General features: G+C 73.5%; 18 protein-coding genes. 12 read left to right on the forward strand and 6 right to left on the reverse strand.

Annotated features, from left to right (window positions below; translation table 11 throughout):
* Positions 1-155: 155 nt before the first annotated feature.
* Complete coding sequence (locus tag ACH499_RS24400) at positions 156-2,681, reverse strand: ABC transporter permease (RefSeq protein WP_399018326.1); 2,526 nt, start codon at positions 2,679-2,681, stop codon at positions 156-158.
* The gene (locus ACH499_RS24405) at positions 2,678-3,535 is read right to left on the reverse strand and encodes an ABC transporter ATP-binding protein (protein WP_399018328.1); all 858 of its coding nucleotides are present in this window, start codon (positions 3,533-3,535) and stop codon (positions 2,678-2,680) included. The genes ACH499_RS24400 and ACH499_RS24405 overlap by 4 nt, the downstream gene beginning before the upstream one ends.
* Before the next feature lie 1,054 nt (positions 3,536-4,589).
* Here ACH499_RS24405 and ACH499_RS24410 point away from each other — a divergent pair.
* From ACH499_RS24410 to ACH499_RS24455, 10 genes are all read left to right on the forward strand, one after another.
* Positions 4,590-5,963: an erythromycin esterase family protein gene (locus ACH499_RS24410; protein ID WP_399018330.1), complete on the forward strand. Its 1,374-nt coding sequence runs from the start codon at positions 4,590-4,592 to the stop codon at positions 5,961-5,963.
* A gap of 1,014 nt (positions 5,964-6,977) precedes the next feature.
* Positions 6,978-7,844 carry a GyrI-like domain-containing protein gene (locus tag ACH499_RS24415; RefSeq protein WP_399018332.1) on the forward strand — a complete coding sequence of 289 codons (867 nt, stop codon included), beginning with the start codon at positions 6,978-6,980 and terminating at the stop codon, positions 7,842-7,844.
* 85 nt (positions 7,845-7,929) lie between these two features.
* Complete coding sequence (locus ACH499_RS24420) at positions 7,930-8,802, forward strand: DUF2797 domain-containing protein (protein ID WP_399018334.1); 873 nt, start codon at positions 7,930-7,932, stop codon at positions 8,800-8,802.
* An 81-nt stretch (positions 8,803-8,883) separates the two neighbouring features.
* A complete protein-coding gene (locus ACH499_RS24425) occupies positions 8,884-9,804 on the forward strand; it encodes an amidohydrolase family protein (protein ID WP_356199091.1) in 921 nt (306 codons plus the stop codon).
* Between the two features lie 114 nt (positions 9,805-9,918).
* Positions 9,919-10,659 (forward strand): response regulator transcription factor, encoded by a 741-nt coding sequence (locus ACH499_RS24430; protein WP_356199093.1) that lies wholly within the window; start codon positions 9,919-9,921, stop codon positions 10,657-10,659.
* Complete coding sequence (locus ACH499_RS24435; protein ID WP_356199095.1) at positions 10,656-12,227, forward strand: HAMP domain-containing sensor histidine kinase; 1,572 nt, start codon at positions 10,656-10,658, stop codon at positions 12,225-12,227. Before ACH499_RS24430 ends, ACH499_RS24435 begins: the two co-directional genes overlap by 4 nt.
* Before the next feature lie 14 nt (positions 12,228-12,241).
* Positions 12,242-13,516 (forward strand): glycosyltransferase, encoded by a 1,275-nt coding sequence (locus tag ACH499_RS24440; protein ID WP_399018337.1) that lies wholly within the window; start codon positions 12,242-12,244, stop codon positions 13,514-13,516.
* Positions 13,513-15,645, forward strand: a complete 2,133-nt coding sequence (locus ACH499_RS24445) for an ArnT family glycosyltransferase (RefSeq protein ID WP_399018339.1) — start codon at positions 13,513-13,515, stop codon at positions 15,643-15,645. The genes ACH499_RS24440 and ACH499_RS24445 overlap by 4 nt, the downstream gene beginning before the upstream one ends.
* Positions 15,646-15,728: 83 nt before the next feature.
* The gene (locus ACH499_RS24450) at positions 15,729-17,246 is read left to right on the forward strand and encodes an MFS transporter (RefSeq protein ID WP_356199101.1); all 1,518 of its coding nucleotides are present in this window, start codon (positions 15,729-15,731) and stop codon (positions 17,244-17,246) included.
* An 80-nt stretch (positions 17,247-17,326) separates the two neighbouring features.
* Positions 17,327-18,085, forward strand: a complete 759-nt coding sequence (locus ACH499_RS24455; RefSeq protein ID WP_356199103.1) for a TetR/AcrR family transcriptional regulator — start codon at positions 17,327-17,329, stop codon at positions 18,083-18,085.
* Between the two features lie 25 nt (positions 18,086-18,110).
* On the opposite strand, the gene ACH499_RS24460 is transcribed toward ACH499_RS24455, so the two are convergent.
* The gene (locus ACH499_RS24460; RefSeq protein WP_399018342.1) at positions 18,111-18,581 is read right to left on the reverse strand and encodes a PPOX class F420-dependent oxidoreductase; all 471 of its coding nucleotides are present in this window, start codon (positions 18,579-18,581) and stop codon (positions 18,111-18,113) included.
* 9 nt (positions 18,582-18,590) lie between these two features.
* On the reverse strand, positions 18,591-18,959 hold the full coding sequence (locus ACH499_RS24465; RefSeq protein ID WP_399018401.1) for an STAS domain-containing protein: 369 nt from the start codon (positions 18,957-18,959) through the stop codon (positions 18,591-18,593).
* Between the two features lie 217 nt (positions 18,960-19,176).
* Here ACH499_RS24465 and ACH499_RS24470 point away from each other — a divergent pair, with 217 nt between their 5' ends.
* On the forward strand, positions 19,177-19,902 hold the full coding sequence (locus ACH499_RS24470; protein WP_356199106.1) for a GAF and ANTAR domain-containing protein: 726 nt from the start codon (positions 19,177-19,179) through the stop codon (positions 19,900-19,902).
* A 39-nt stretch (positions 19,903-19,941) separates the two neighbouring features.
* A complete protein-coding gene (locus ACH499_RS24475; protein ID WP_356199107.1) occupies positions 19,942-20,652 on the forward strand; it encodes a GAF and ANTAR domain-containing protein in 711 nt (236 codons plus the stop codon).
* Here the strand turns inward: ACH499_RS24475 and ACH499_RS24480 are convergent.
* Entirely contained in the window at positions 20,635-21,456 is an 822-nt protein-coding gene (locus tag ACH499_RS24480) for a YceI family protein (protein ID WP_399018344.1), read from the reverse strand. The genes ACH499_RS24475 and ACH499_RS24480 overlap by 18 nt on opposite strands.
* Before the next feature lie 143 nt (positions 21,457-21,599).
* Positions 21,600-24,134 carry an MFS transporter gene (locus tag ACH499_RS24485; RefSeq protein WP_399018346.1) on the reverse strand — a complete coding sequence of 845 codons (2,535 nt, stop codon included), beginning with the start codon at positions 24,132-24,134 and terminating at the stop codon, positions 21,600-21,602.
* Between the last annotated feature and the right edge of the window lie 3 nt (positions 24,135-24,137).

The raw sequence follows: 24,137 nt of genomic DNA on the forward strand, positions 1-24,137 counted from the left end.
TGGGGCACACCGCGCGTTGGGGGTGTGTTTGGGGGGGGGGGGGGGGGGGGGGCGCCGCCCCGCCCCCCCCCCCCCCCCGGGGGGGGGGGGGGGGGGGGGGGGGGGGGGGGGGGGGGGCCCCGGGCCCCCCCCCCTCCGCCGACTTCCGCACTCTGCTACTGGCGTGCCGTTCCCAGCGTTGCCGGCCGGGTCCGCAGCAGTGCGCGCACCGGCAGGCCCGTCGAGCCGAGGCAGAGCAGCACGGTGCCGACGGCCAGTGGCAGGGCGAGCATCGGCGGCACGTGGGGGGCGGAGCCGGTCACGCCCCGGGCGACGGGTACCAGCGTGAGCCCGGCGATCGACGCGCCGACCGCGAGCCCGGTCACGGCCACCAGCAGCGCCTCCCAGCGCATCATGTGGCGCACCTGGCGCCGGGTGGTGCCTGCCAGCCGCAGCAGCGCAACCTCGCGGCGCCGGTCGATCACCGTCATGACCAGGGTGTTGGCGGCGCTGACGGCGGCGAACCCGCCGAGTACGGCCGCCATCACGGTGTTGGCCCAGCCGCTGAGTTCCAGGTCCTTGTCCGCCTGGGCGACGAACCCGGCCCGGTCGGTCACGGCCGTCCCGGGCAGCGCGCCCAGGCCGGCGGCCAGGGCCGCGCGGTCGGCGCCCGGCGCGGCGGCGACCAGCACCTGGCTGTCGTAGGCGGCGGTGACGTGCGATGCGACCGCGGCCCGGGGCAGCAGCGCCTGGCCGACGCCGAGCCCTCGCTCGTACACCGCGACCACCGTGGGCCGGACCGCGGTGCCGTCGCCGAGCCACAGCGGCACCCGGTCGCCGACCTTCGCGCCGAGTGCGCCGGACAGGGTTGTGCTCAGCGCGATCGTGTCAGGGGCGCGGCCGAGGTCGGCGAGGGCACCTGTGCGCACGTCGAGGTCGAGCACCTTCGGCAGCCGGGCCGGGTCGCCGCCCACGCCGAGGGCGGGGGCGGAGCTCAGCATGTCGCCGCTCTCGTAGACCACGCCGGTGCGCAGCAGGCCGATGGCGGTGTCCACACCGGGCACCCGGGCGGCCGTCTCCGCGGTTCCGGCGGGCAGGCCGGGGCCGGTGGTGGCGATCACGTGGTCGGCGGTGACGCCGGCCTTGACGTTCTCGCCGGTGGTGTGGCGCACGGTGCTCTGGAGGATCAGCAGGGTGCCGCAGAAGGCGGTGACCAAAACGATGGGGGTGATCGCGGAGGCCAGTCTGCGGGCGTTGGCGCGGGCGTTGTCGGCGGCGAGCGAGCCGGGCGCGCCGCCGGCCCGCAGCGGGGCGCCGAGCAGCGCGGCGGCTGCTGCGGCGAGCCGGGGACCGAGCAGCGCGACGGTCACCATGAAGCACATAACCACGCCGAGTGCGGTCTGGGCGGCTTTCTCGCCGTCCAGGGCGTTGGCAACGACGGCGGCCGTGCAGCCGCCGGCGGCGAAGAGCACGCCGAGGACGGTGCGCACCTTGCCGGGGCGGGGTGCTTCGACGGCGGCGTCGCCGAGTGCCTGGGCGGCCCGCATCTTGGAGGGGCGGCGGGCGGCCATGAAGCCGGCGGTCAGCGCGGCGAGGGTGCACAGGAGCACGGCGGCGAGCATCGGCAGCGGGCCGATGTCGAGACGGACGTCTGCGGGTACGGCGCCGCGGTCGGCCAGCTGGCCGAACCACCAGCGGGCGAGGGCCAGTCCGGGCAGGATGCCGAGCGCGGCGGCGAGGGGCGCTACCAGCATCGCCTCGGTGGCGATGGTGCGGCGGATCTGGCGTGGGGTGGCGCCGATGGCGCGCAGCACCGCGAATTCGCGGGCGCGCTGGCCCGTGGCGAGGGCGATGGTGCTCATCACCACGAACACGGCGGTCATGGTGGCGTAGCCGCCGAAGGTGCCGCCGAGGGCCATCAGCATGCTGCGGGCACTGCTGAGGGCGGGGTGTTCGACGGTGCCCCGGTCGTCCCCGGTGAAGGTCCTGGCGTCGCCGCCGAGGGCCCGGCGGACCTGGGCCGCCAGTTCGGTGGTGGGAACGCCTTCGCGGGGTTGCACCGCGATGGCGTCGATGCGGCCGGGGTGGCCGGAGATACGGTCGGCGGTGGTGTCGGCGAACCAGGCGGTGGGGCCGCTCTGCTGGGCGGCGGCCAGACCGGAGATCCGGTAGTGCGCGGTGCCGCCGGGCGCAGTGAGCGCGAGGCTCGCGCCGGGTGCGAGATGGGCGGCACGCGCCGTGTCGGTGTCCAGCACTATCTCGTTCGCGCCGGGTGCGCGGCCCTCGACCAGCTTGTCGCCGGGTCCGGCGATCCCGAGTGCGGCGAAGCCGCGGCCGGTCATGGCCGGTGTCCTCTCCCCGGCGGGCAGCGGGAAGGCCGTGTCGGGGCGGGCCGCCGCGACCGCGGGCAGGGCGGTCAACCGGCCGACCAGCGCGGCGTCCGTGCGGGCCCGTTCCGGGGTGGCATACTCCTGGGTTTCGGTCTCCCCAGCGGTCGTGCGCTCAATCTTGACCGCCTGGTCGGCCGTGACCACCACGGGGGCGGCGGCGTACCGTTCGGGCTTCAGGCTCGCGGTCAGGCCGGTCTGCAGCAGCGTGCCGCAGGCCACCACCACGGCGGCGCCCAGCAGCAGGGCGACCAGGGTTCCCACGAAGGACCCGGGCCGGAAGCGCACCGAGGCGCGGGCGAGTCCGTTCGTCATGCCGCCGCTCCCACCGGGTGGGCGGTCAGCGCGATCATCCGGTCCGCGACGGTCTGCGGGGTCGGGTACGGCAGGGCGTCCGCGATCGCGCCGCCGGCCAGGAACAGCACCCGGTCGGCGAAGGAGGCGGCCACCGGGTCGTGGGTCACCATGACCACGGTCGCGCCGAGCGAGTCCACGGCCTGCCGCAGCAGGCCCAATACCTCGCGCGCGGTGGTGGTGTCCAGCGCGCCGGTCGGCTCGTCGGCGAACACCACGTCCGGGTGAGTGATCAGCGCGCGGGCGATCGCCACCCGCTGCTGCTGGCCGCCGGACAGCTGTCCCGGGCGGCGCGACGCGTGCTCGCCCAGGCCCACCCGCGTGAGCAGTTCCCGCGCCTTGGCCCGGTCCTGACGCTTTCCGGCGAGGCGCTGCGGGAGCAGCACGTTCTGCTCGACGCTCAGCGAGGGCAGCAGGTTGAAGGACTGGAAGACGAAGCCGATGCGGGAGCGGCGCAGCTTGGTGAGCCGGTTCTCGCTCAGTGTGGTGATGTCCTCGCCGCCGAGCCGGACCTGTCCCTCGTCCGGGCGGTCCAAGCCCGCCGCGCACTGCAGGAAGGTGGACTTGCCGGAGCCGGAGGGGCCCATGACGGCGGTGAAGCTGCCGCGGGCGAGCGCCAGGTCGATCCCGCGCAGCGCGTGCACCGTCGCCGCGCCGCTTCCGTAAATCCGGCGCACACCCCGCAGTTCGATCGCGGGCTCCGCGGACGGGGCCCCGAGGTGCGGGGCCGAGCCGTACGGGTGCGCGGTGAACGGGGCTGCGGTGTACGGGGCCGTTCCAGGCCCGTCGGTCCTGTGGTCTCGGTGGCGTGCCATGGAGGGGTCTTCCTTCGGTTCCGCGACGCTCGTTGTCAACGTCCTCAAACCTAGGAAGCACGGGCCGCGCGGACCATGCAGGCCACCGGCGGAACGGAGGTGGGGTTATCCCCCCACTCCCCGGCGGGAAACCGCAGGTGGGAGGTCCGGCGCTTGGCAAGGACGGGTACGCGAAGCCGGACCGTCCACGGCTGCCGACGGTCGCGGTCGGCGTCCGCTTCGCCGCGAACGTGGTGGCTAAGCGGCTGCCGACCGCTGCACGACCCGCAAAGAGCCTTCTGCCGCAGGCTGGTGCAGGGCAAAGAAGGAGAAGCAGCAGGTCGGCAGCCGGGCCCAGTGCGCCGGCGGCGACAGCTGAGAACCCGGTCCTCTTGAACGCGCCCGGCCCGAACACCGGCCACGCCCACCGTCCGACCATGGCGGCCGAGGACCGCCCAGCCGGTCCATGAGGCGGCCACCGCAGCGAAAAGCTGACGACCGACCAGGCACGCTGCATCGGCGTCTCGACGAACCACCGGCGGATGAAGGCCTACCGGCCGGGCCGCCCTTGCAGGCCGCTGCACCAAGGGTCCTTCTGCGCCGCGTACGGCCGCGCGGTCCCGGAGCCGCTCGAACACCGCCCATCCCTCTTTCTCCCACCACCGGCTCGCAGCCCAGCCCCGTTCCCGCTGGCACTGGTCCCGAGCCGCCTGCTCGATCCCGGGCAAGGCCGCCGTGAGGCCAGCGCCGCAGCGCGAGCGCAGTAACACCCGGCCTCCGGGCTGTGCGCCAGGGCCGACTCTGCCGCCGTTCCCCAAACCGCGGTACCTCTCAGAGACAGGCGATTGCGGAGCTCCGGGTGACTTCAGAGAGAAGCCAGCCGGATAGGGCGGCCGACGGGGCCGACCACCAGTCGCCGACAGCCGCTCGACTCCAGCCGGGCGACCTGCTTGACGCCCGTTCACGACCAGGAGCGGGGTCCTACCCGCCCGTCGGCGGATGGGGCAAACCCCCGGGCCGATCGGGGGGTGCAGCGGATGGTGCGAGGAGCTCCCGGGCGGCGAGGGTTGGGGCCATGATCACACGCAAGATCCTGCTCGCCGCTCTGCTTGTCCCGCTCGGTGCCACCCTGGCTGTCGCTCCGGCCGCCTCCGCCGCCGCTCCGCCCGCCGCGTCCGCGGCGTCGGCCTCCCCCGACGCCGTCGCGTTCCGCTCTCCCGAGGCCGCCCTCGACCGGGTGGCGCACCGGCTGCGCACCACCGAACCCCGCGGCAACGTCGCCGACCTGCGCCCGTTCGGCACGATGGTCGGCGACGCCACCGTGGTGGGCGTGGGCGAGGCCACCCACAGCTCGCACGAGTTCGTCACCCTCAAGCACCGGATGCTGCGGTACCTGGTCGAGGAGAAGGGCTTCCGCACCTTCGCCCTCGAAGCCGCCTGGAGCAGCGGACTGCGGATCGACGCCTACCTCACCCGGGGCGAGGGCGACCTGAAGCAGATCATGGACGAGGAGTTCCAGGGCGCCTACAGCTGGTGGAACAACGCCGAGTACCGCGACCTGCTCCAGTGGGCGCGCTCCTACAACATCCAGCACCCCGGTGACCCCGTCCGCTTCGTCGGCGACGACAACGGCTTCGCCGGCCCGCAGCTGTACGACAAGGTGAACACGTTCGCGGCCGCGTCCAGCCCCGAACTCGCCGCACAGATCACCGAGCTGTACCAAGGACTGCGGCCCACCACCAGCGCCGAGACCTACGTCAACGACTACCTCGCGAAGCCGCTCGCCGAGCGCAAGGCGATCGCCGAGCGGACCGGCCGTGCGGTGGACCTGCTCAAACAGCACCCCGGTGCCAACCCCGACGCCCATGCCTGGGCCGTGCAGCACGCCGGCGCGATTCACCAGATGACCACCCTCTACGCCTTCGACTTGGACGACCCCGGGGCCATCCCCGGCGCCATGCTCTACCGCGACCGCGTCATGGCGGACAACATCGCCTGGTGGCAGCAGCGCACCGGCAGCAAGATCATGATCTCCGCCCACAACAGCCACACCGCCCTCAAGACCTACGCCCCCGCCAGCCACCCCCGCGTCCAGGGCGAGTTCCTGCGCGAGCAACTGGGCACCGGCTACCTGAGCGTGGGCCTCACCTTCAATCAGGGCACGTTCAACGCCTTCAACCACGACGGCGCCCCGCAGCGCTTCACCGCCGCACCCGCCGCGCCCGGCACCGCCGAACACACCCTCGACAAGGTCCGCCACCGCGACTACGTCGTCGACCTGCGCACCGCCCCCACCGCGGCCCGCGCCTGGCTCGCCGAACCCCACACCATCAAGAACATCGGCGCCACCTACCCCGGCATCGCCGACGCCCCCCAGATCCGCCTCACCCAGACCCACGACGTCCTCATCCACCTCCATCAGGTCCAGGCCGCCCACATGCTCAACTAGGACTTGCCCGCCCGATCATGTGACTATCGCCCTACTCGCTCGCTAGTTCGAGCATGGGGCGGGATGATCTGACAGACGCCGAGGGTGAGGTCGACTGGGACATCTCGGCCGACTCCCCCATCGTGCGCGCCCACCAGCATGCGGCCGGCGCTCGCACCAATCCGCCACCAGCCCTTAGCTCAAAGGGAGAGGGGCCTGGGGAACACCAGGACGAGACGCCGTGGCAGAGCCTTGTCGCCCGGCTGGTGGAGGTGGTGCTGGAGGTGAGGGCCTGGGCCGCTCGCGGGGCGGGTTCACCAGCAAGATCCACCTGAGCGCGGACGGCTGCTACCGCCCGTTGTCCCTGATCGTCACACCAGAGCAGAGGGCGGACTGCACCCCAGTTCATAGCCGTACTGGAGAAGATCCGAGTCCCGCGGATCGGCCGAGGCAGGCCCCGCAAGAAACCCGACAGCTTGGCCGCCGATAGGGCATACAGCAACGGCCCATGCCGCGACTTTCTGCGCAGACGCGGCATCCGGCACACGATTCCGGAGAAGACTGACAGCCAGGCCGCCCGCCTGCGCAAGGGATCACGCGGCGGTCGGCCACCAGGCTTCGACGAGGACCGGTACAAGAAACGCAACACCGTCGAGAGCGATCAACAAGCTGAAGAACTCCCGTGCGGTCGCGACCCGTTACGACAAGCGCGGGTACGTCTACCTCGGCACCGTCACTGCGGCAGCCCTCGTCATCCGGCTTCGCACGTGATCGCCCGGACAAGTCCTGGGCTCGGCGTCGCGGCGATCGCCTACGCTGCGAGCCGGTGCCGCTTACGGATCAGAAGGTTGCAGGTTCGAATCCTGCCGAGTGCACAGCACACCGAAGGCCCCGTGGAGAAATCCACGGGGCCTCCGGCCTTTCTCCGTCCTCCGAGGCGCCGGCCGCACCCGATCCGGTCGGGCACAGGATGTCGGGTCCGGCGCGGGGTCCGCTGCCTAGCGTGGTGATCAGGAAAGAGGAAGGAGGCCGGCAGTGCTGGAGCGTCTCAACGAGACCCTCGCCCACATCGAGGGCCGACTCGACCAGCAGGTCGACGTGGGGGAGCTGGCGCGGATCGCGGTCACCTCGGAGTACCACCTGCGCCGGATGTTCTCGGCACTCGCGGGCATGCCGCTGTCGGAGTACATACGCCGCCGCCGGCTCACCGTCGCGGGTGCCGAGGTGCTGGCGGGGCGGGAGTCCCTGCTGGAGATCGCGGTGCGCTACGGCTACGGCTCGGGCGAGGCGTTCGCCCGGGCGTTCCGTGCCGTGCACGGTGTCGGTCCGGGCGAGGCCCGGCGCACCGGCGCGGCGCTCGTCTCGCAGCCCCGGCTGTCCTTCCGCCTCACCGTCGAAGGGAGCAGCAGCATGCGTTATCGCGTAGTGGACCGGCCGGCCTTCACCGTCGTCGGCCCGAGGGCCCGGGTGCCTCTGGTGCACGCGGGGCCGAACCGGGCGATCGTCGACTTCGTCCGCGGCATCGACCCGCGGGTCCTGGAGCGCCTGGAGAAGCTGTCCGACCAGGAGCCGCGGGGCATCGTCGCGGTCTGCGACGACCTGGACCCGAGCCGCGCCGAAGGCACCGAGCTCGACTACTACCACGGGGTGATCACGTCCGGGGCGGCTGCCGAGGGGGCCGAGACCCTCCCCGTCCCGGCCGGTACCTGGGCGGTCTTCACCACCTCCGGCCCGGCCCCGCGGGCCATCCAGGAACTGTGGCGCGACGTTTTCACAGAGTGGTTCCCGGCCAACCCCTACCGCAGCCGGCCCGGCCCCGAGATCCTGCGCACCCGCCTGTCCCCGGACGGTACGGAGGCCGACGCCGAGCTGTGGCTCCCGGTGGAGCGGGAGCAGGGCTGAAGCACCCGGCCCGCCTCCCGTGGGGCCCCGCGCTGGACCGTCGGGCCCACGGCGTTGTCAGTGGGGGCTCCTACGCTCGGGAGTGATGGCACAGGCATGGAAGTGCGCGGGGCTGCGGTGGGCGGCGGACGGTCCCGTGCTGACGTGGGTCGGGGGGCGGCGCAGTGCGCTGGTCCGGGGCAAGCGCGTGGCCTTCGGGGTCGCGGAAGGGGGCGTGCGGACCTGCGTGGGGGCGCGGGGGCACGCCTGCCCGGGAGGGGTGGCCGTGCCGGGGCGGAGCACGGGCGCACGGTGCGAGGAGTGCGCGCGGCTGGACCGGGCGCACTCCGTGGCCGCCGACACGATCGCCGACGACCCGCGGCCGTACCGGGTCTATCTGGCGTGGTTCGGGCCCGGGCTCGCCAAGGTGGGGATCACGGCGGTGGAGCGGGGGCCGGCCCGGCTGCTGGAACAGGGCGCGGTGTGCTTCGCCTGGCTGGGGACCGGGCCGTTGATGGCCGCGCGCCGGACCGAGGAGCTGCTGCGGGCCGCGCTGGGGGTGCCCGACCGGATCCCGTACGCCCACAAGAGGGCGGTGCGGGCCGCGCTGCCCGCGACGGAGGAGGAGCGGGCGGCGGAGATCGCGGAGCTGCACGCGCGGGCGGTGGCGCTCGATGCCTGGCCGGAGTCGCTGACGCCTCAGCCGTTCCGGGGCGTTGACCACGTGCGGGTCTTCGGGCTGGAGCGGGCGCCGGCGGCCGTGGGGGAGGTGACCGAGCTGGTGGCGGCCGGCACGGTCGGGGGCGAGCTGGTGGCGGCGGCCGGGCCGGATCTGCACCTGGCGACGGAACGGGGGGTCGTCGTGCTCGACACACGGCTGATGACGGGGTGGGAGCTGATGGCCGCCGAGGGGGGCCGGTGCGCCGTTCCCGTACGGGAGTTCAGCGCGCCGGCGGGAGTTCAGGACGGCCTGTTCTGATGCGCGGGCGCGCTCCTCGGCCCGTTTTCCCCGCACCCGGACGGTGGACCCCCGGCGCCCCGCCGGGCGAGGGTGGACCCCATGAGCGATCACCGCACGGCACCATCGGCGACCGGATCCGACGAGGCCGCGGGCGTCCGGCGTTTCTGGGAGCGGCTGGGGCTGCCCGGACTCGTCGACGTGCACACGCACTTCATGCCCGAGCGGGTGCTGCGCAAGGTCTGGGCGTACTTCGACGCGCTCGGCCCGCTGACCGGTGGCGTGGAGTGGCCCATCACCTACCGGCACGAGGAGGCGGAACGCGCTTCGCTGCTGCGGCGGTTCGGCGTGCGGGCCTTCACCGCCATGCTCTACCCGCACAAACCCGGCATGGCCCCGTGGCTGAACGACTGGGCGGTGGACTTCGCCCGCCGCACACCCGACTGCCTGCACACCTCCACCCTCTTCCCCGAGCCCGGCGTGGAGGCGTACGTCGGGCGGGCCGTCGAGGCGGGGGCGCGGGTCTTCAAGGCGCACGTGCAGGTGGGGGCGTACGACCCGGCCGACGAGCTGCTGGACGGTGCCTGGGGGCTGCTCGCCGAGGCGGGGATCCCCGTGGTGATCCACTGCGGGTCCGGGCCCGCGCCGGGCAAGCACACCGGGCCCGGGCCGATCGCGCGGGTGCTGGCCCGCCACCCCCGGCTGCGGCTGGTGGTCGCGCACCTCGGGATGCCCGAGTACGAGGACTTCCTGGACCTCGCCGAGCGGTACGGCGAGGTGCGGCTGGACACCACCATGGCGTTCACCGACTTCAGCGAGCGCCTCGCCCCCTTCCCGCGCGGGGCGCTGTCCCGGCTGGCCGGCCTCGGGGACCGCGTGCTGCTCGGCACGGACTTCCCCAACATCCCCTATCCGTACCTGCACCAGCTCCGCGCCCTGGAGGGGCTGGGGCTGGGGGACGCGTGGCTGCGCGGGGTGTGCCACGACAACGCGGCCCGGCTGTTCGGGCTGCCGGAGCGCTGACGGGCGTGCGGTGACGGGCCGGTGTGCCGTACCTGAGGGGTCCCTGTGGGTTTCTCAGAGAAATCACAGCTCGGCGAAAGGGTGCTCTCAGAGGCCCCCGACATGGTGTCCGGCATGACCACGACCTCGCCCCAGGGGCGCACCGAACTGCTGAGGCCGGACGGGAGCCCCGTCCGGGTGCTCGTGGTGGACGACGAGCTGTCCATCAGCGAGCTGCTGTCCATGGCCCTGCGCTACGAGGGCTGGCAGATCCGCAGCGCGGGGGACGGGCACGGTGCCGTCCGGGCCGCGCGTGAGTTCCGGCCGGACGCCGTCGTACTGGACATGATGCTGCCCGACATGGACGGGCTGAGCGTGCTGGGGCGGCTGCGCCGCGACCTGCCGGACGTGCCGGTGCTGTTCCTGACGGCCAAGGACGCGGTCGAGGACCGCATCGCCGGGCTCACCGCGGGCGGCGACGACTACGTCACCAAGCCGTTCAGCCTGGAGGAGGTCGTCGCCCGGCTGCGCGGCCTGATCCGCCGGTCGGGAGCGGCCGACCGGCGCTCCGAGTCCGTCCTCGTCGTCGGCGACCTCACCCTCGACGAGGACAGCCACGAGGTCACCCGGGGCGGCGACGGCATCCACCTCACCGCCACCGAGTTCGAGCTGCTGCGCTTTTTGATGCGCAACCCGCGCCGCGTGCTCAGCAAGGCGCAGATCCTGGACCGCGTGTGGTCCTACGACTTCGGCGGGCAGGCCAACGTCGTCGAGCTGTACATCTCCTACCTGCGCCGGAAGATCGACGCCGGGCGGGAGCCGATGATCCACACCCGGCGCGGCGCCGGTTACCTGATCAAGCCCGCCGTGTCATGAGCCGGTGGCGACGACCGCGGCCGCGGACCCTGCGGACGCGGCTCGTCGTCGCGTCCGTGGCGCTGATCGCGGTGGTGTGCGCGGTGATCGGCACGGTGACGACGGTGGCGCTGCGGTCGCATCTGTACGACCAGTTGGACGGGCAGGTGCACGAGGTCGCGGCGCGGGTCTCCGGCTTGGGGCCGCCCGGTGCCCCGAAGGCCGGGGGCGGGGGCGCGGGGCCGCGGCCGTTCGACCTCGCCGAGTTCGTCACGCACGGGCCGCAGCCGCGCGGCACGATCGTCGCCGAGGTGCGGGGCGGTGCCGTCACCGACGCCGAGATCGGCCGGGACTCCGACGAGAGCACCGACTACAGCGGCATGACGGCCGTGTCCCTCACCCGGGCGCAGCGGGACGCGCTGGCCTCCGTCCCCCGGGACGGCGACGCGCACACCGTCGAGATCCCCGGCCACGGCGACTACCGCGTGGAGTACCGCTCCGGCGCGGGCGGCGGCTACTACGCGGCCCTCCCGACCGCCGGGGTCGGCGGCACCATCAGCACCCTGGTCCTCGTGGAGGCCAGCGTCACCGCGGCCGGCCTCGTCGCCGCCTCGCTGGCCGGCACCGTCATCGTCGGCGTCGCCACCCGCCCCCTGCGCAGGGTCGCCGCCACCGCCACCCGCGTATCCGAACTGCCCCTGCACGCGGGCGAGGTCAGCCTCGACGAACGCGTCCCCGAGTCCGAGTGCGACCCGCACACCGAGGTCGGCCGGGTCGGCGCCGCGCTCAACCGGATGCTGGACCACGTGCACGGCGCGCTGCACGCACGGCAGCGCAGCGAGACGCGGGTACGGCAGTTCGTCGCGGACGCCGGCCACGAACTGCGCACGCCCCTCGCCTCCATCCGCGGGTACGCCGAACTCACCCGCCGGGGAGGGGAGCGGATCGGCCCCGACACCCGGCACGCCCTCGGCCGGATCGAGTCCGAGGCCGGGCGGATGACCCTGCTCGTCGAGGACCTGCTGCTGCTCGCCCGGCTCGACGCCGGGCGCCCGTTGTGGTTCGAGCCGACCGACCTCGTCCCGCTCCTCGTGGACACCGTCGGCGACGCCCGTGCCGCCGGTCCCGGACACGTATGGCGGCTCGACCTGCCCGACGAACCCGCGCCGGTCCCGGCCGACGCCGCCCGGCTCCAGCAGGTGCTGGTCAACCTGCTGGCCAACGCCCGCACCCACACCCCGCCCGGGACGACCGTCACCGCTCGGGTGCGGCGCGACGGGGCCCGGCTGTGCGTGGACGTCGAGGACGACGGGCCGGGCATTCCGCCGGCGCTGCTGCCGCACGTCTTCGAGCGGTTCGCGCGGGGTGACTCGGCCCGGTCCCGGGCGACCGGCTCGACGGGCCTCGGCCTCGCCATCGTGCGGGCCGTGACGACCGCGCACGGCGGCGCGGTGACGGTCGACAGCGTGCCGGGCCGGACAGTCTTCACCGTGCACCTGCCCGCGCGGCCCGGCCTGCCCGCCGCGTCCGGGGGCGAGGACTCACAGCCCCGGCACAGCCTCACCACACGGGCCGGAAAGGGGACTTGAGAAGAGTCGGTCCCATGCGAACCGACACTTCTCCCCGCTCCCTGCCGGCGCGGGAGCACCTCCCGGCCACCGGAGCCGGAACGCCCGTCCTCGACGTGGTGATCCCCGTCCACAACGAGGAGAAGGACCTGGCGCCGTGCGTCCTGAGACTGCACGAGCACCTCACCCGCACCTTCCCGTACGCGTTCCGCATCACGGTCGCGGACAACGCCTCCACGGACGGCACCCCGCACGTGGCGTCGCGCCTGGCGGCACAGCTCGCCGAGGTCAGGTCCTCCCGGCTGGAGCGCAAGGGGCGCGGCCGGGCCCTCGGGACCGTCTGGTCGGCCTCCGACGCCCCCGTGCTCGCCTACATGGACGTCGACCTGTCCACCGACCTGAACGCGCTGCTGCCGCTGGTCGCCCCGCTGATCTCCGGCCACTCCGACCTGGCGATCGGCTCCCGGCTCACGCGCAGCTCGCGGGTGGTGCGCGGCGCCAAGCGGGAGTTCATCTCCCGTACCTACAACCTCATCCTGCGCGGTTCCCTCCAGGCCCGCTTCTCCGACGCCCAGTGCGGTTTCAAGGCGATCCGCCGGGACGTGGCCCGGGTGCTGCTGCCGCTCGTGGAGGACACCGGCTGGTTCTTCGACACCGAGCTGCTGGTGCTCGCCGAGCGGGCGGGGCTGCGCATCCACGAGGTGCCGGTCGACTGGATCGACGACCCCCGCTCCACCGTCCACATCGTGCGGACGGCCACCGACGACCTCAAGGGCGTCTGGCGGGTCGGCAGGGCGCTGGCCACGGGGTCGTTGCCGCTGGACCGGCTGGCCCGGCCGTTCGGCGACGACCCGCGCGACCGGGACATCGCGGGCGTGCCGCAGGGCCTGGCCCGGCAGCTCGTCGGCTTCTGCGTCGTGGGAGCCCTGTCCACCCTCTGCTACCTGCTGCTCTACAGCGGCTTCCGGCACGTGGCGGGCTCGCAGACCGCCAACGCGCTCGCGCTGCTGGTCTCCGCCGTCGCCAACACCGCCGCCAACCGCCGGCTGACCTTCGGCGTGCGGGGCCTGAGCGGCGCGGCACGCCACCAGGCGCAGGGGCTGGTCGTGTTCGGCATCGGTCTCGCCCTCACCAGCGGCTCCCTCGCCGCCCTGAGCGCGGCGAGCCCCGAGCCCGCCCACTCCACCGAACTGGCGGTGCTCGTCGCGGCCAACCTCGCGGCCACCGTGCTGCGCTTCCTGCTCCTGAGGGCCTGGGTGTTCCAGGACACGCCGCCCGCCGCCGGCACCGACACGAGGGACGGACGATGACGCACCACGACCCGGCGACGTACGAGGGCGACGCGCGTCCCGCGGGCGACGGCGCCCCGCCCCCGGCGGACCCGCCCCGGTCGCCCGCACGGGCCCTGCCGGGCGGACTCCTGCGGGGCCGACCCGAGGACCCCCGCTGGGCGCGCCCGGCCCTCCTCTGCCTGCTGTCGGCCACCGCGCTGCTCTACCTCTGGAACCTGAGCGCCTCCGGCTGGGCCAACTCCTTCTACTCGGCGGCCGTGCAGGCGGGCAGCCAGTCCTGGAAGGCGTTCTTCTTCGGCTCGCTCGACGCGGGCAACGCCATCACCGTCGACAAGCCCCCGGCCGCGCTGTGGCCGATGGCGCTGTCGGTGCGGGCCTTCGGGCTGTCGTCCTGGTCGGTCCTCGTCCCCGAGGTGCTGATGGGCACCGCGACGGTCGCCGTCGTGCACGCGGCCGTGCGCCGCCGCTCGGGCCCCGCGGCCGGGCTGGTCGCCGGTACGGTGCTGGCGCTCACGCCCGTCGCCGCGCTGATGTTCCGGTTCAACAACCCGGACGCGCTGCTGGCGCTGCTGATGTCCCTCGCCTGCTACCTCGTCGTCCGCGCGCTGGAGGACGGCCGCACCGGGTGGCTGGTGTGGGCGGGGGCCGTGGTCGGCTTCGCGTTCCTGACGAAGACGCTCCAGGCCTTCCTGATCCTCCCGCCGCTCGCCCTCGTCCACGGCGTCTGCGCCCCGGTGCGGCTGAGGAGGCGGCTCGGGCAACTGGCCCTGGCGGCCGCCGCGATCGTCGTCTCGGGCGGCTGGTGGGTCGCGGTCGTGGAGCTGTGGCCCGCCTCGTCGCGGCCGTACATCGGCGGCTCGCAGAACAACAGCTTCCTGGAGCTGACCTTCGGCTACAACGGACTCGGCCGGCTCAACGGCGAGGAGACGGGCAGCGTCGGCGGCGGGGGCGGCCCCGGCGGGCAGTGGGGCGAGACCGGCTGGGACCGGATGTTCGGCTCCGAGATCGGGGGCCAGATCTCCTGGCTGCTGCCGGCCGCGCTGATCCTCCTCGCCGCGGGCCTGGTCGCCATGCGCGGGCGCGGCCGTACCGACGCGACGCGGGCGTCCTTCCTGGTCTGGGGCGGCTCACTGGTGACGACCGCGGCCGTCTTCAGCTACATGGCGGGCATCTTCCACCAGTACTACACCGTGGCCCTCGCCCCCTACCTCGCCGCCGTCGTCGGCATGGGCGCGGCGACGCTGTGGGAGCGCCGCGGGCGGAGCGGGGCGTCCCTGGCCCTCGCCGCCGCGGCCACGGCCACCGCCGCGTGGGGGTACGTGCTGCTCACCCGCACGCCCGACTACGTGCCGTGGCTGAAGTGGCTGGTCCTGGCGGGCGGTCTGGCCGCCGCGCTCGGGCTGGTCTTCGCCGGGCGGCTGGGGCGGCGCCCGGCGCTCGCGGTGGCGGGGCTCAGTCTCGTGACGGCGCTGGCCGGGCCTGCCGCGTACACGCTCAGCACCGTGCAGACGGGGCACAGCGGCTCCATCGTCACGGCCGGTCCGGCGGGCGCCAGCACGACGGGCGGCCCGGGCGGGGGCGGCCGGCGGGACGGCGGTTTCCCCGGCGGCGCGAACCCGCCGGGCCAGGGGCAGGCCGGTCCGGGCGGCGGCTTCCCGGGTGGTGCTCCGGGCGGGGACGGGCGGGGCGGCGCCCTCCCGGGCGGAGGAGCCGACGGCCGGACCGGCACGGCCGGCGAGGGCGGTCCGACGGGCCGTCAGGGCGCGGGCGCGGGCGGCCTGCTCAACGGCGCCCAGGTCGGCTCCGAGGCGGAGGAACTGCTGGGGGCGGACGCCGGACGGTACACCTGGGCCGCCGCGGCCGTCGGCTCCCAGAACGCGGCGAGCTACCAACTCGCCACCGGCGAACCGGTGATGGCGATCGGTGGTTTCAACGGTACCGATCCGTCGCCGACGCCGGCCCGATTCAAGACGTACGTGGAGGAGGGGAGGATCCACTACTTCATCTCCGGCGGGGGCATGGGCGGCGGTGGGGGCGGCTCCGGCACCGCGTCGCAGATCACCTCGTGGGTCGAGGCCAACTTCACGAAGGTCACGGCCGGTTCGGTCACCTTCTACGACCTCACGCGGCCGGCCGACGCCGGCTGATCCGCGGTCCCCCACCGACTCCCCCGCACCGTCCGTCGGCGGCGCGGGGGAGTACGCGAGAAAGCCGTTATACGCTGTATAACATGACGACGTCCTCGCAGGACCGGGTGCCGGCCCGGCCCACGGCCCAGGCTCATCCCCAGCGCTGGCTGATCCTCGGAGTCATCAGCCTCGCCCAGCTCACCGTGGTGCTGGACAACACCGTGCTCAACGTGGCCATCCCGTCGCTCACCGACGAGCTGGGGGCCGCGCCGTCCGACATCCAGTGGATGATCAACGCCTACTCGCTCGTGCAGTCGGGCCTGCTGCTCACCGCGGGCAGCGCGGCCGACCGCTACGGCCGCAAGAAGATGCTGACCGCCGGTCTCGCCCTGTTCGGCCTGGGCTCGCTCGTCGCGGGCCTCGCGCAGACCACGGGCCAGCTCATCGCCGCCCGGGCCGGGATGGGCGTGGGCGGGGCGCTGCTGCTGACCACCACACTCGCCGTGGTCATGCAGATCTTCACGCCCGACGAGCACCCGAAGGCCATCGGCATCTGGAGCGCGGTCAGCGCGCTCGGCTTCGCGTGCGGACCGCTGCTCGGCGGCTTCATGCTGGAGCACTTCTGGTGGGGCGCGATCTTCCTGATCAACCTGCCCGTCGTGGCGCTGGGCCTGGTCGCGGTGGTGACCCTGGTCCCCGAGTCGAAGAACCCCCGGGGCGACCGCCCCGACCTGCTGGGCGCGCTCCTGTCCACGATCGGCATGGCCTGCCTGGTCTACGCGATCATCTCCGGCCCCGGCGAGGGCTGGACGTCCGCCGAGGTGCTCGTCGCGGCGGCCGTCGCCGTGGTGGTCCTCACGCTCTTCGCGTACTGGGAGAGCCGGATCCCGTACCCCATGCTCGACCTGCACTTCTTCCGCGACCGGCGGTTCACCGGCGCGGTCGCCGGTGCCGTGCTGATCACCTTCGGCATGGGCGGCGCGCTCTTCCTGCTCACCCAGCACCTCCAGTTCGTGCTCGGCTACGGCCCCCTGGAGGCCGGACTGCGGACGGCTCCGCTGGCCCTGACGGTGGTGCTGCTGAACTTCTCCGGCCTGTCCGCGAAGTGGCTGGCGAGACTCGGCACGCCGAGGGCGGTGCTGCTGGGCATGGTGCTGATGTCGGCCGGTCTGGTGGCCATCGCCACCCTGACCGGCCAGGGCTACGCCGGCACCCTGCTGGGCCTGCTGCTGATCGGCGCGGGCTGCGCGGTCGCCAACCCGGCCATGGCCCACGCGATCATGAGCGCGATCCCCCCGGCCAAGGCGGGGATCGGCGCGGGCATCAACGGGACGCTGGCCGAGTTCGGCAACGGGCTGGGCGTGGCCGTGCTCGGCGCGGTCCTCAACTCCCGGTTCGCGGCGCTGACCCCGGTGGCGGCGGTGTCGCTGCCGGCGGCGCTGACCTCGGCGCAGGGGGAGGAGGAGCGGCGCCGGATCATCGACGCCTTCTCCTCCGGGGTCGAGTCCAGCCAGTTGGTGGGGGCGGTGGCCGTCCTGCTCGGCGGGGCGACGGCGGCGGCGCTGTTGCGCAGGGCGGAGAAGGGGGAAGAGGGGGAAGCGGAGAAGGTGGTCGGATAGAGCCCGGGCGCGCGGTTCCCCGCGCCGCTCACGGGGCGCCCGGCACGACCGGTGTCCGACGAGTCGAGGAGAATGTACGCATGGCGAAGGCAGGCCGGCAGGCGCAGCGGGCCAGTGTCTGGATCGGTGGCGGGGCCCGCCGCAGCGGACGCGGCGGCGGACAGCCGTCCGGGCTCGACCGCGGGCGCATCACCGAGGTCACCGTGCGGCTGCTGGACGCCGAGGGCCTGGCCAAGTTCTCCATGCGCCGCCTGGCCGCGGAGCTGAACGTCACGGCGATGTCCGTCTACTGGTACGTCGACACCAAGGACGAACTGCTCGAACTCGCCCTGGACCGGGTCTTCGGCGAGCTGCGGCTGCCGGGTGCGGACGCCGACGAGGACTGGCGCGACCAGTTGCGGGCGCTGGCCGGGGAGAACCGGGCGCTGCTGGTGCGTCACCCCTGGCTGTCCCCGCTGATCGGCACCTATCTCAACATCGGCCCCAACGCGCAGGCGTTCTCCCGGGCCGTGCAGCGCGTCATCCGCCGCACCGGCCTGCCCGCGCACGGCATGACCGGCGCCATCTCGGCCGTCTTCCAGTTCGTCTACGGCTACGGCACCGTCGAGGGCCACTTCCTCACCCGCGCCGCGGACACCGGCCTGAGCCCGGACGAGTACGTCAGGCGCTCCGTGACCCAGGTGAACGAGTCCCCGGACACCGCGCACGTCCTCGAGGAGTCCCGCGAGATCATGGCGGCCCGCGGCGGCGAGAGCGTGGCCGAGACGCTGGACCGGGACTTCGACTTCGCCCTGGATCTGCTGATCGCGGGGATCGAGGCGATGGTGGAACGCGCCTAGGCGGTGTCCCGGCCCGCGGGCCCCGTCAGTCGTCCGCCGCGAGCCGGGCGGGGAAGCCGCCCGTCGCCACCGGCCCCCACCTCAGCGGTGTCACCCGGATGATCGACTTTCCCTGCCGGAGCATGGCCTCCCGGTACTCGTCCCAGTCGGGGTGCTCGCCGGCGATGGTGCGGTAGTACTCCACGAGCGGCTCCACGGAGTCGGGCGCGTCGATCACCTCCGCCGTCCCGTCGATCTGCACCCAGGGCCCGTTCCACTCGTCGCTCAGCACGACGAGGCTGACGTGCGGATCTCGCTTGGCGTTGCGCGTCTTGGCCCGCTCCGGGTACGTGGAGACCACGATCCGGCCCGAGTCGTCGACCCCGCAGGTCAGCGGCGACCCCTGCGGACCGCCGTCGGACCGCCGGGTCAGCAGGACGGCGCGGTGCCGCGGGCGTACGAAGTCCAGCAACTCGTCCAGGGAGACGCGGGTGTTGGTCGCGATGTTCGGTGCCATGCCGCCAGCCTAGGCCGGGGGACCGCCCAGCGGCCGGAGCGCCTCGTCGAGGCTGTCGTGGACCGGCACGTCACGGCGCAGGCCCGACAGCTCCAGGACGCGGCTCGGCACGCTCCCCGCGGGGGCGACCACCCGCAGCCCGGCCCGGCCGCACAGCCGCCGGCGCACCTCGTCGACCAGACGGACGCCCTGGGAGTCCATGAAGCTGGTCCCGGTCAGGTCGAGGACGAGGAGGCGCAGCCCGTCGGAGTGGTCGGCCACGGTCATGATCAGGGGCAGCAGCCCCTCGGCGTTGCAGAAATCGATCTCCGGGGGCAGGGAGAGGACCGTACGGCCGGGCGGATCGTATGGGTCGCAGGGCTGGGGCGGGAAGGGCACATCACTCACCTGACAGACGTCCGTAAGGCATCCGGCAGGGCCGCTTCCTGACCCGTCCACCATTCCACCATGCCGGGGCGGGCCACGAAAGGTGCCCGCCCGCTCCGTCGGCCGGGCGTCACCGGCGCGCAACCGAGCAGCTAAAGTGCTGTTCGTCCTGTGCTCGCAGTCGGGAATGTGCTGCGGAGCTCTCCTGCGCACGGTCACGTGACCGTGCATGCCGAAGAGGTTCGTGGTGGCTGCGTCCGAATTTACTGATTTGCCGCGTTTTCCGGTGGGTTTCGAGCTGGCCGAGGCTCTGACCACGGCGGCCCGTCAGCTCCATGAGACGGGCACCACGGACAACACACTGCGCACCGCTGTCGAGTTGGCCGTGGACCTGATGCCCGGCGCCGAGCACGCCGGCATCTCGGAGATCGACCGCGGCAGCAGACGCCGCACCCTCGCCTGGACCGACGAGGTCGTCCGCTCCGCCGAGGCCCGCCACGGCGGCCGTGAGCCGCACCCGGACTGGGAGCGCCTGTGGAGCACGCCCGTGGTGCGGATAGAGGACAGCGAGGCCGACGGCGGCGGCAACGCCCTGTCCGGTCTCGGCCTGCGCTCGGCGCTGTTCCTGCGGCTGCGCGCCGACCGGCGCCGGATGACCGTGCTGACGGCCTACGCCCGCAAGCCCGGCGCCTTCGACGACGACGCCACCCGCATCGGCCGCCTGTTCACCGCGCACGTCAGCCTCGCCCTGGACTCGGCGACCGTGCGCGAGCAGCTCACCGAGGCCATGCGCACCCGGGACCTGATCGGCCAGGCCACCGGCATCCTCATGGAGCGCATGTCCATCGACGCGGCCGGCGCCTTCGACTCCCTGGTGAAGGCCTCGCAGCGGGAGAACGTCAAACTCCGCGACCTCGCCCGCCGCATCGTCGACACGCACGGCGCCTCCGGCTGACCAGGCGTCGAAGGGCGCCGACGGGATATCCGTACGGGCATGACCGCACAGACTCCCGAGAGCCCCGAGACGCTGGACCAGGCACTGGCACACAGCCAGGGCCTCGACACCCTGCTGCGCGATCTGGCCGACCGGGCGGTGCGCGCGGTGCCCGGCGCCGCCGCCTGCTCGGTGACGGTGCGCCGCGCCGACCGGCTGATGACCCTCGCCGGCAGCACCGGCCTGCCCAGCGGCCTGGACCTGCGCCAGTACGAGAACGGCTCCGGACCGTGCGTGGACGCCGCCCAGACGCAGACGCCCCGGTACTCCGCGGACCTGGCCGAGGAGACGCGCTGGCCCGCCTACACGGAGTACGCGCTGGCCACCGGGGTGCGCTGCGTGCTGGCGCTGCCGCTCGGCGTCGAGGGCGAGACGGGCGCTGCGCTCAACTTCTACGGCCTCGAACCCCGCTCCCTGGACGGGGGACGCGAGGCGGCCCGCGCCTTCGCGGTGCGGGCCGCCGATGCCGTCAACGAGGCGCTGCGCATCGAGCGGCAGCAGTCCTCCGCGGCCGATGTGCGCACCGCCCTGCTCTCGCGCAGCGTCATAGACCAGGCGGTCGGCATCCTCATGGCCCGGGAGCGCATCGACGCCCAACGGGCCCTGGAGCGGCTGCGCCGGGCCTCGCAGCACACGAACATCAAGCTCCGGGACCTGTGCGACGAACTGGTGGCCCGGGCGTCCGGCGGAGCCTCACGCCGCCGGCAGTGATTCCCCCTGCACGGCCTGGACGTCCAGCTCGACCCTGAGCGTCGTGCCGATGGCGGCGATGCCCGCCTGGAGGACCTGGTTGTAGTTCATGGCGAAGTCCTCGCGCCGCAGTTCCGTGGTCGCGCGGAACGCCGCCCGGGTGCCGCCCCACGGGTCGGCGCCGGTGCCGAGGTAGGCCAGGTCCAGGTCGACGGGACGCACCACGCCGTGCAGTTCCAGCTCGCCGTGGACGGTCCAGCGGTCGGAGCCGGCCCCCGTCACCCCGGTGGACCGGAAGGTGATCTCCGGGAAGCGCTCGACGTCCAGGAAGTCCGCGGAGCGCAGGTGGGTGTCGCGCATGCCGTTGCCGGTGTCGATGGAGGCGGCCCTGATCACCGCCTCCACGCGGGACTTGGTGACGTCGTCCGGCGCGATCTCGACCGTGCCGGCGAAGTCGGTGAACCGGCCGTGCACGCTGGAGATGCCCAGGTGCTGCGCGACCGCGGCCACGCTGGAGTGTGCCGGGTCGATGGTCCACGGCCCCGGCGGGGGCAGCTCGGTGCCGCCCTGCCGGGCCAGCGTCACGGTGCCCACCTCCGCCCGGCCGCTCGCGGTCACGATCGCGCTGGAGGCGGCGGGCGCGTAGCCGACGGCCGTGACGATGACGGTGTACGCCCCCGGCGCCAGCTCCGTCGTGTCCCGGACGGTGCCCTCGGCGTCCGCCTCGGCGCGCAGCACCTGCGCGCCGGTCATGTCGGTCACCGTGACGACCGCGTGCGACACGGCCCATCCGTCACGGGTGCGGATCCTCGCGGTCAGTCCCATCCCTTGTCCCCTGTTCTCCCCACAGCGGGCCCATGGGTCTGCATGGGCCCGATAAGCCTCATATACCGGTCAAAAAGAGACCGGCCCGTGGCGGCGGCGCGCCTTCGCTCGGAGCGCGCCGGCCGCCACGGGCCGGGATTCCGCTACTCGCCGGGGTGGGCGAGTTCGATGTCGTGGCCGTCGACGCCCTGGCCGGCGACCGTCAGCGCCGTCGCCACCGGCGGGTAGCCGGTCGCGATGACGGTGTACTCACCGGCGTCCAGGTCGGTGAAGGCGTACGCGCCGTCCGTGCCGGTGGTGGCCGAGCCGACCACGTTGCCGGCCGCGTCGACCAGGGTCACGCGGGCGTCGGCCAGCGGGCCGTGCGGCGCCCGCACGACACCCTGCACCTGGGCACCCGCCCGCAGCTCGATCTCGACGTGGGTCACGTCGGTGCCGCCGACCTCGACGGGCAGGGCGCGCGGCCGGTGGCCGGGGGCGTTCACCGCGACGGTCACCGTGCCCGGCACCAGCTCGGCGAGGGAGAACTCGCCCTGCTCCCCGGTGGCGGCGGTGGCCAGCAGGTCACCGCGCACATCGGTCACGATCACCATGGCGCCCTCGACCGGCTGCCCGCCCTCCGCGGACCGCACCAGGCCGGTGAGCCCGCTGGTGCCGCTGAGCAGGATGTCGTAGGCGACCGGCTCGTCGTTGACGACGATCGTGGACGCCTGCGGCTGGAAGCCGTCGGCGGAGGCGATCAGGACGTACGACCCCGCGCCCGGCGCGTCGACCGCGTACGAGCCGTCGGACTGGGCGACCGAGCGGCCGAGCTGCCGGCCCGCCAGCGAGATCAGCGTGACGGCGGCCTGCCCGACGGGCGCGGACTCGGCGCCGCGGACGAAGCCGCGGACCGGGATGCCGCCGGAGACGGGCGCCTCGGTGCCGGCCGCCGTGGCGACCGCGGCGAGCCGCTGCGTGGCGGCCGGCTGCTCGGCGGTGTCGGCGGCCTGCGTGGCCGCGACCGCGGCCGGGACGGGCTCGGCGGCGACCCGGGTGGCCTCGGCCGGGGCCGGGGCCGCCGGGGAAGCAGTCACGGAGGCGGACTCGGCCGCCTGGGCCAGGGCACCGGTGGTGCGCAGCGGCACCTCCTTGATGAACAGCGTCGTGACGAAGGCCAGCGCGGCGACCGGCGCGACGTACAGGAAGATGTCGGCGATGCCGTGCCCGTAGGCGCTCTCCAGCCAGGTGCGGATGGGCGCGGGCAGCAGGTCCATGTCCGGGATCTGGCCGGTGCTCATGGCCTTGCCGGCCGCCATCTGCTCCTCGGGCCTGAGCTGCCCGATGGTGTCGGTGGCGTAGTGGCTGATCCGGGTGGACATGATCGAGCCGAGCACCGAGACGCCCACCGCGCCGCCGAGGGACCGGAAGAAGGTCACCACGGAGGACGCGGCACCCAGGTCGCTCGGGGCCACCTGGTTCTGCGTGCACAGCACCAGGTTCTGCATCATCATGCCGACGCCGAGACCCATCAGGGCCATGAAGACCCCGATGTGCCAGTACGGGGTGTCGTAGCGCATGCCGCTCAGCAGGCCAAGACCCGCGGTCAGCAGCACACCGCCGGCCAGCAGCCAGCCCTTCCACTTGCCGGTCTTGGTGATGATCTGACCGGAGACGGTGGACGAGACGAACAGGCCGCCGATCATCGGGATGGTCATGACGCCCGACATGGTCGGGGACTTGTCCCGGGCGAGCTGGAAGTACTGGCTGAAGTAGACGGTGCCCGCGAACATCGCGATACCGACGAACAACGAGGCCAGCGAGGCCAGCGCGATGGTGCGGTTGCGGAACAGGCGCAGCGGGATGATCGGCTCGCTCGCCTTGGACTCGACGAAGAGGAAGATCAGCGTCAGGACGATCGCGCCGCCCACCATGGCGCCGGTCTGCCACGACATCCAGTCGTATTTGTCGTCGGCGAAGGTGACCCAGATGAGCAGCAGGGAGACGGCCGCGGTGACGAAGAAGGCACCGGCCCAGTCGACCTTGACCTCGCGCTTGGTGGTCGGCAGGTGCAGGGTCTTCTGCAGCACGATCAGCGCGATGATGGCGAAGGGCACGCCGACGTACAGGCACCAGCGCCAGCCGAGCCAGCTCGTGTCGGTGATGACGCCGCCGAGCAGCGGGCCGCCGACGGTGGCGACGGCGAAGGTCGCGCCGAGGTAGCCGGAGTACCGGCCGCGCTCACGCGGGGAGATCATCGCGGCCATGATGATCTGGGCCAGGGCGGACAGACCGCCGGCGCCCAGACCCTGGATGGCGCGCGCGGTGATGAGCATCGCCGGGTTCTGCGCCAGACCGGCCACGACGGAGCCGAGGACGAAGACGCAGAGGGCTATCTGGACCAGGGCCTTCTTGCTGACCAGGTCGGCGAGCTTGCCCCACAGGGGGGTCGAGGCGGTCATCGTCAGCAGCGAGGCGGTGACGACCCAGGTGTAGGCGCTCTGGCCGCCACCGAGGTCGCCCACGATCTCGGGCAGGGCGTTGGTGACGATGGTCGAGGACAGGATGGCGCAGAACATGCCGAGCAGCAGCCCGGACAGCGCCTCCATGATCTGCCGGTGCGACATCGGAGTGTCTCCGGCGGGGCCTCCCCCGTGCTTGGCATGAGCCCGCACACCGGCTGGTGTGGTCGTTGCCATGGA

It is taken from the genome of Streptomyces sp. NPDC018947, from assembly GCF_044390505.1.
Taxonomy (GTDB): Bacteria; Actinomycetota; Actinomycetes; order Streptomycetales; family Streptomycetaceae; genus Streptomyces.

Bases quoted from the DNA above. Each gene is read 5' to 3' on its own strand.
- ACH499_RS24400 (WP_399018326.1), bottom strand. From the start codon at position 2,681: ATGACGAACGGACTCGCCCGCGCCTCGGTGCGCTTCCGGCCCGGGTCC.
- ACH499_RS24405 (WP_399018328.1), bottom strand. From the start codon at position 3,535: ATGGCACGCCACCGAGACCACAGGACCGACGGGCCTGGAACGGCCCCG.
- ACH499_RS24410 (WP_399018330.1), top strand. From the start codon at position 4,590: ATGATCACACGCAAGATCCTGCTCGCCGCTCTGCTTGTCCCGCTCGGT.
- ACH499_RS24420 (WP_399018334.1), top strand. From the start codon at position 7,930: ATGGCACAGGCATGGAAGTGCGCGGGGCTGCGGTGGGCGGCGGACGGT.
- ACH499_RS24425 (WP_356199091.1), top strand. From the start codon at position 8,884: ATGAGCGATCACCGCACGGCACCATCGGCGACCGGATCCGACGAGGCC.
- ACH499_RS24430 (WP_356199093.1), top strand. From the start codon at position 9,919: ATGACCACGACCTCGCCCCAGGGGCGCACCGAACTGCTGAGGCCGGAC.
- ACH499_RS24435 (WP_356199095.1), top strand. From the start codon at position 10,656: ATGAGCCGGTGGCGACGACCGCGGCCGCGGACCCTGCGGACGCGGCTC.
- ACH499_RS24440 (WP_399018337.1), top strand. From the start codon at position 12,242: ATGCGAACCGACACTTCTCCCCGCTCCCTGCCGGCGCGGGAGCACCTC.
- ACH499_RS24445 (WP_399018339.1), top strand. From the start codon at position 13,513: ATGACGCACCACGACCCGGCGACGTACGAGGGCGACGCGCGTCCCGCG.
- ACH499_RS24450 (WP_356199101.1), top strand. From the start codon at position 15,729: ATGACGACGTCCTCGCAGGACCGGGTGCCGGCCCGGCCCACGGCCCAG.
- ACH499_RS24455 (WP_356199103.1), top strand. From the start codon at position 17,327: ATGGCGAAGGCAGGCCGGCAGGCGCAGCGGGCCAGTGTCTGGATCGGT.
- ACH499_RS24460 (WP_399018342.1), bottom strand. From the start codon at position 18,581: ATGGCACCGAACATCGCGACCAACACCCGCGTCTCCCTGGACGAGTTG.
- ACH499_RS24470 (WP_356199106.1), top strand. From the start codon at position 19,177: ATGCCGAAGAGGTTCGTGGTGGCTGCGTCCGAATTTACTGATTTGCCG.
- ACH499_RS24475 (WP_356199107.1), top strand. From the start codon at position 19,942: ATGACCGCACAGACTCCCGAGAGCCCCGAGACGCTGGACCAGGCACTG.
- ACH499_RS24480 (WP_399018344.1), bottom strand. From the start codon at position 21,456: ATGGGACTGACCGCGAGGATCCGCACCCGTGACGGATGGGCCGTGTCG.
- ACH499_RS24485 (WP_399018346.1), bottom strand. From the start codon at position 24,134: ATGGCAACGACCACACCAGCCGGTGTGCGGGCTCATGCCAAGCACGGG.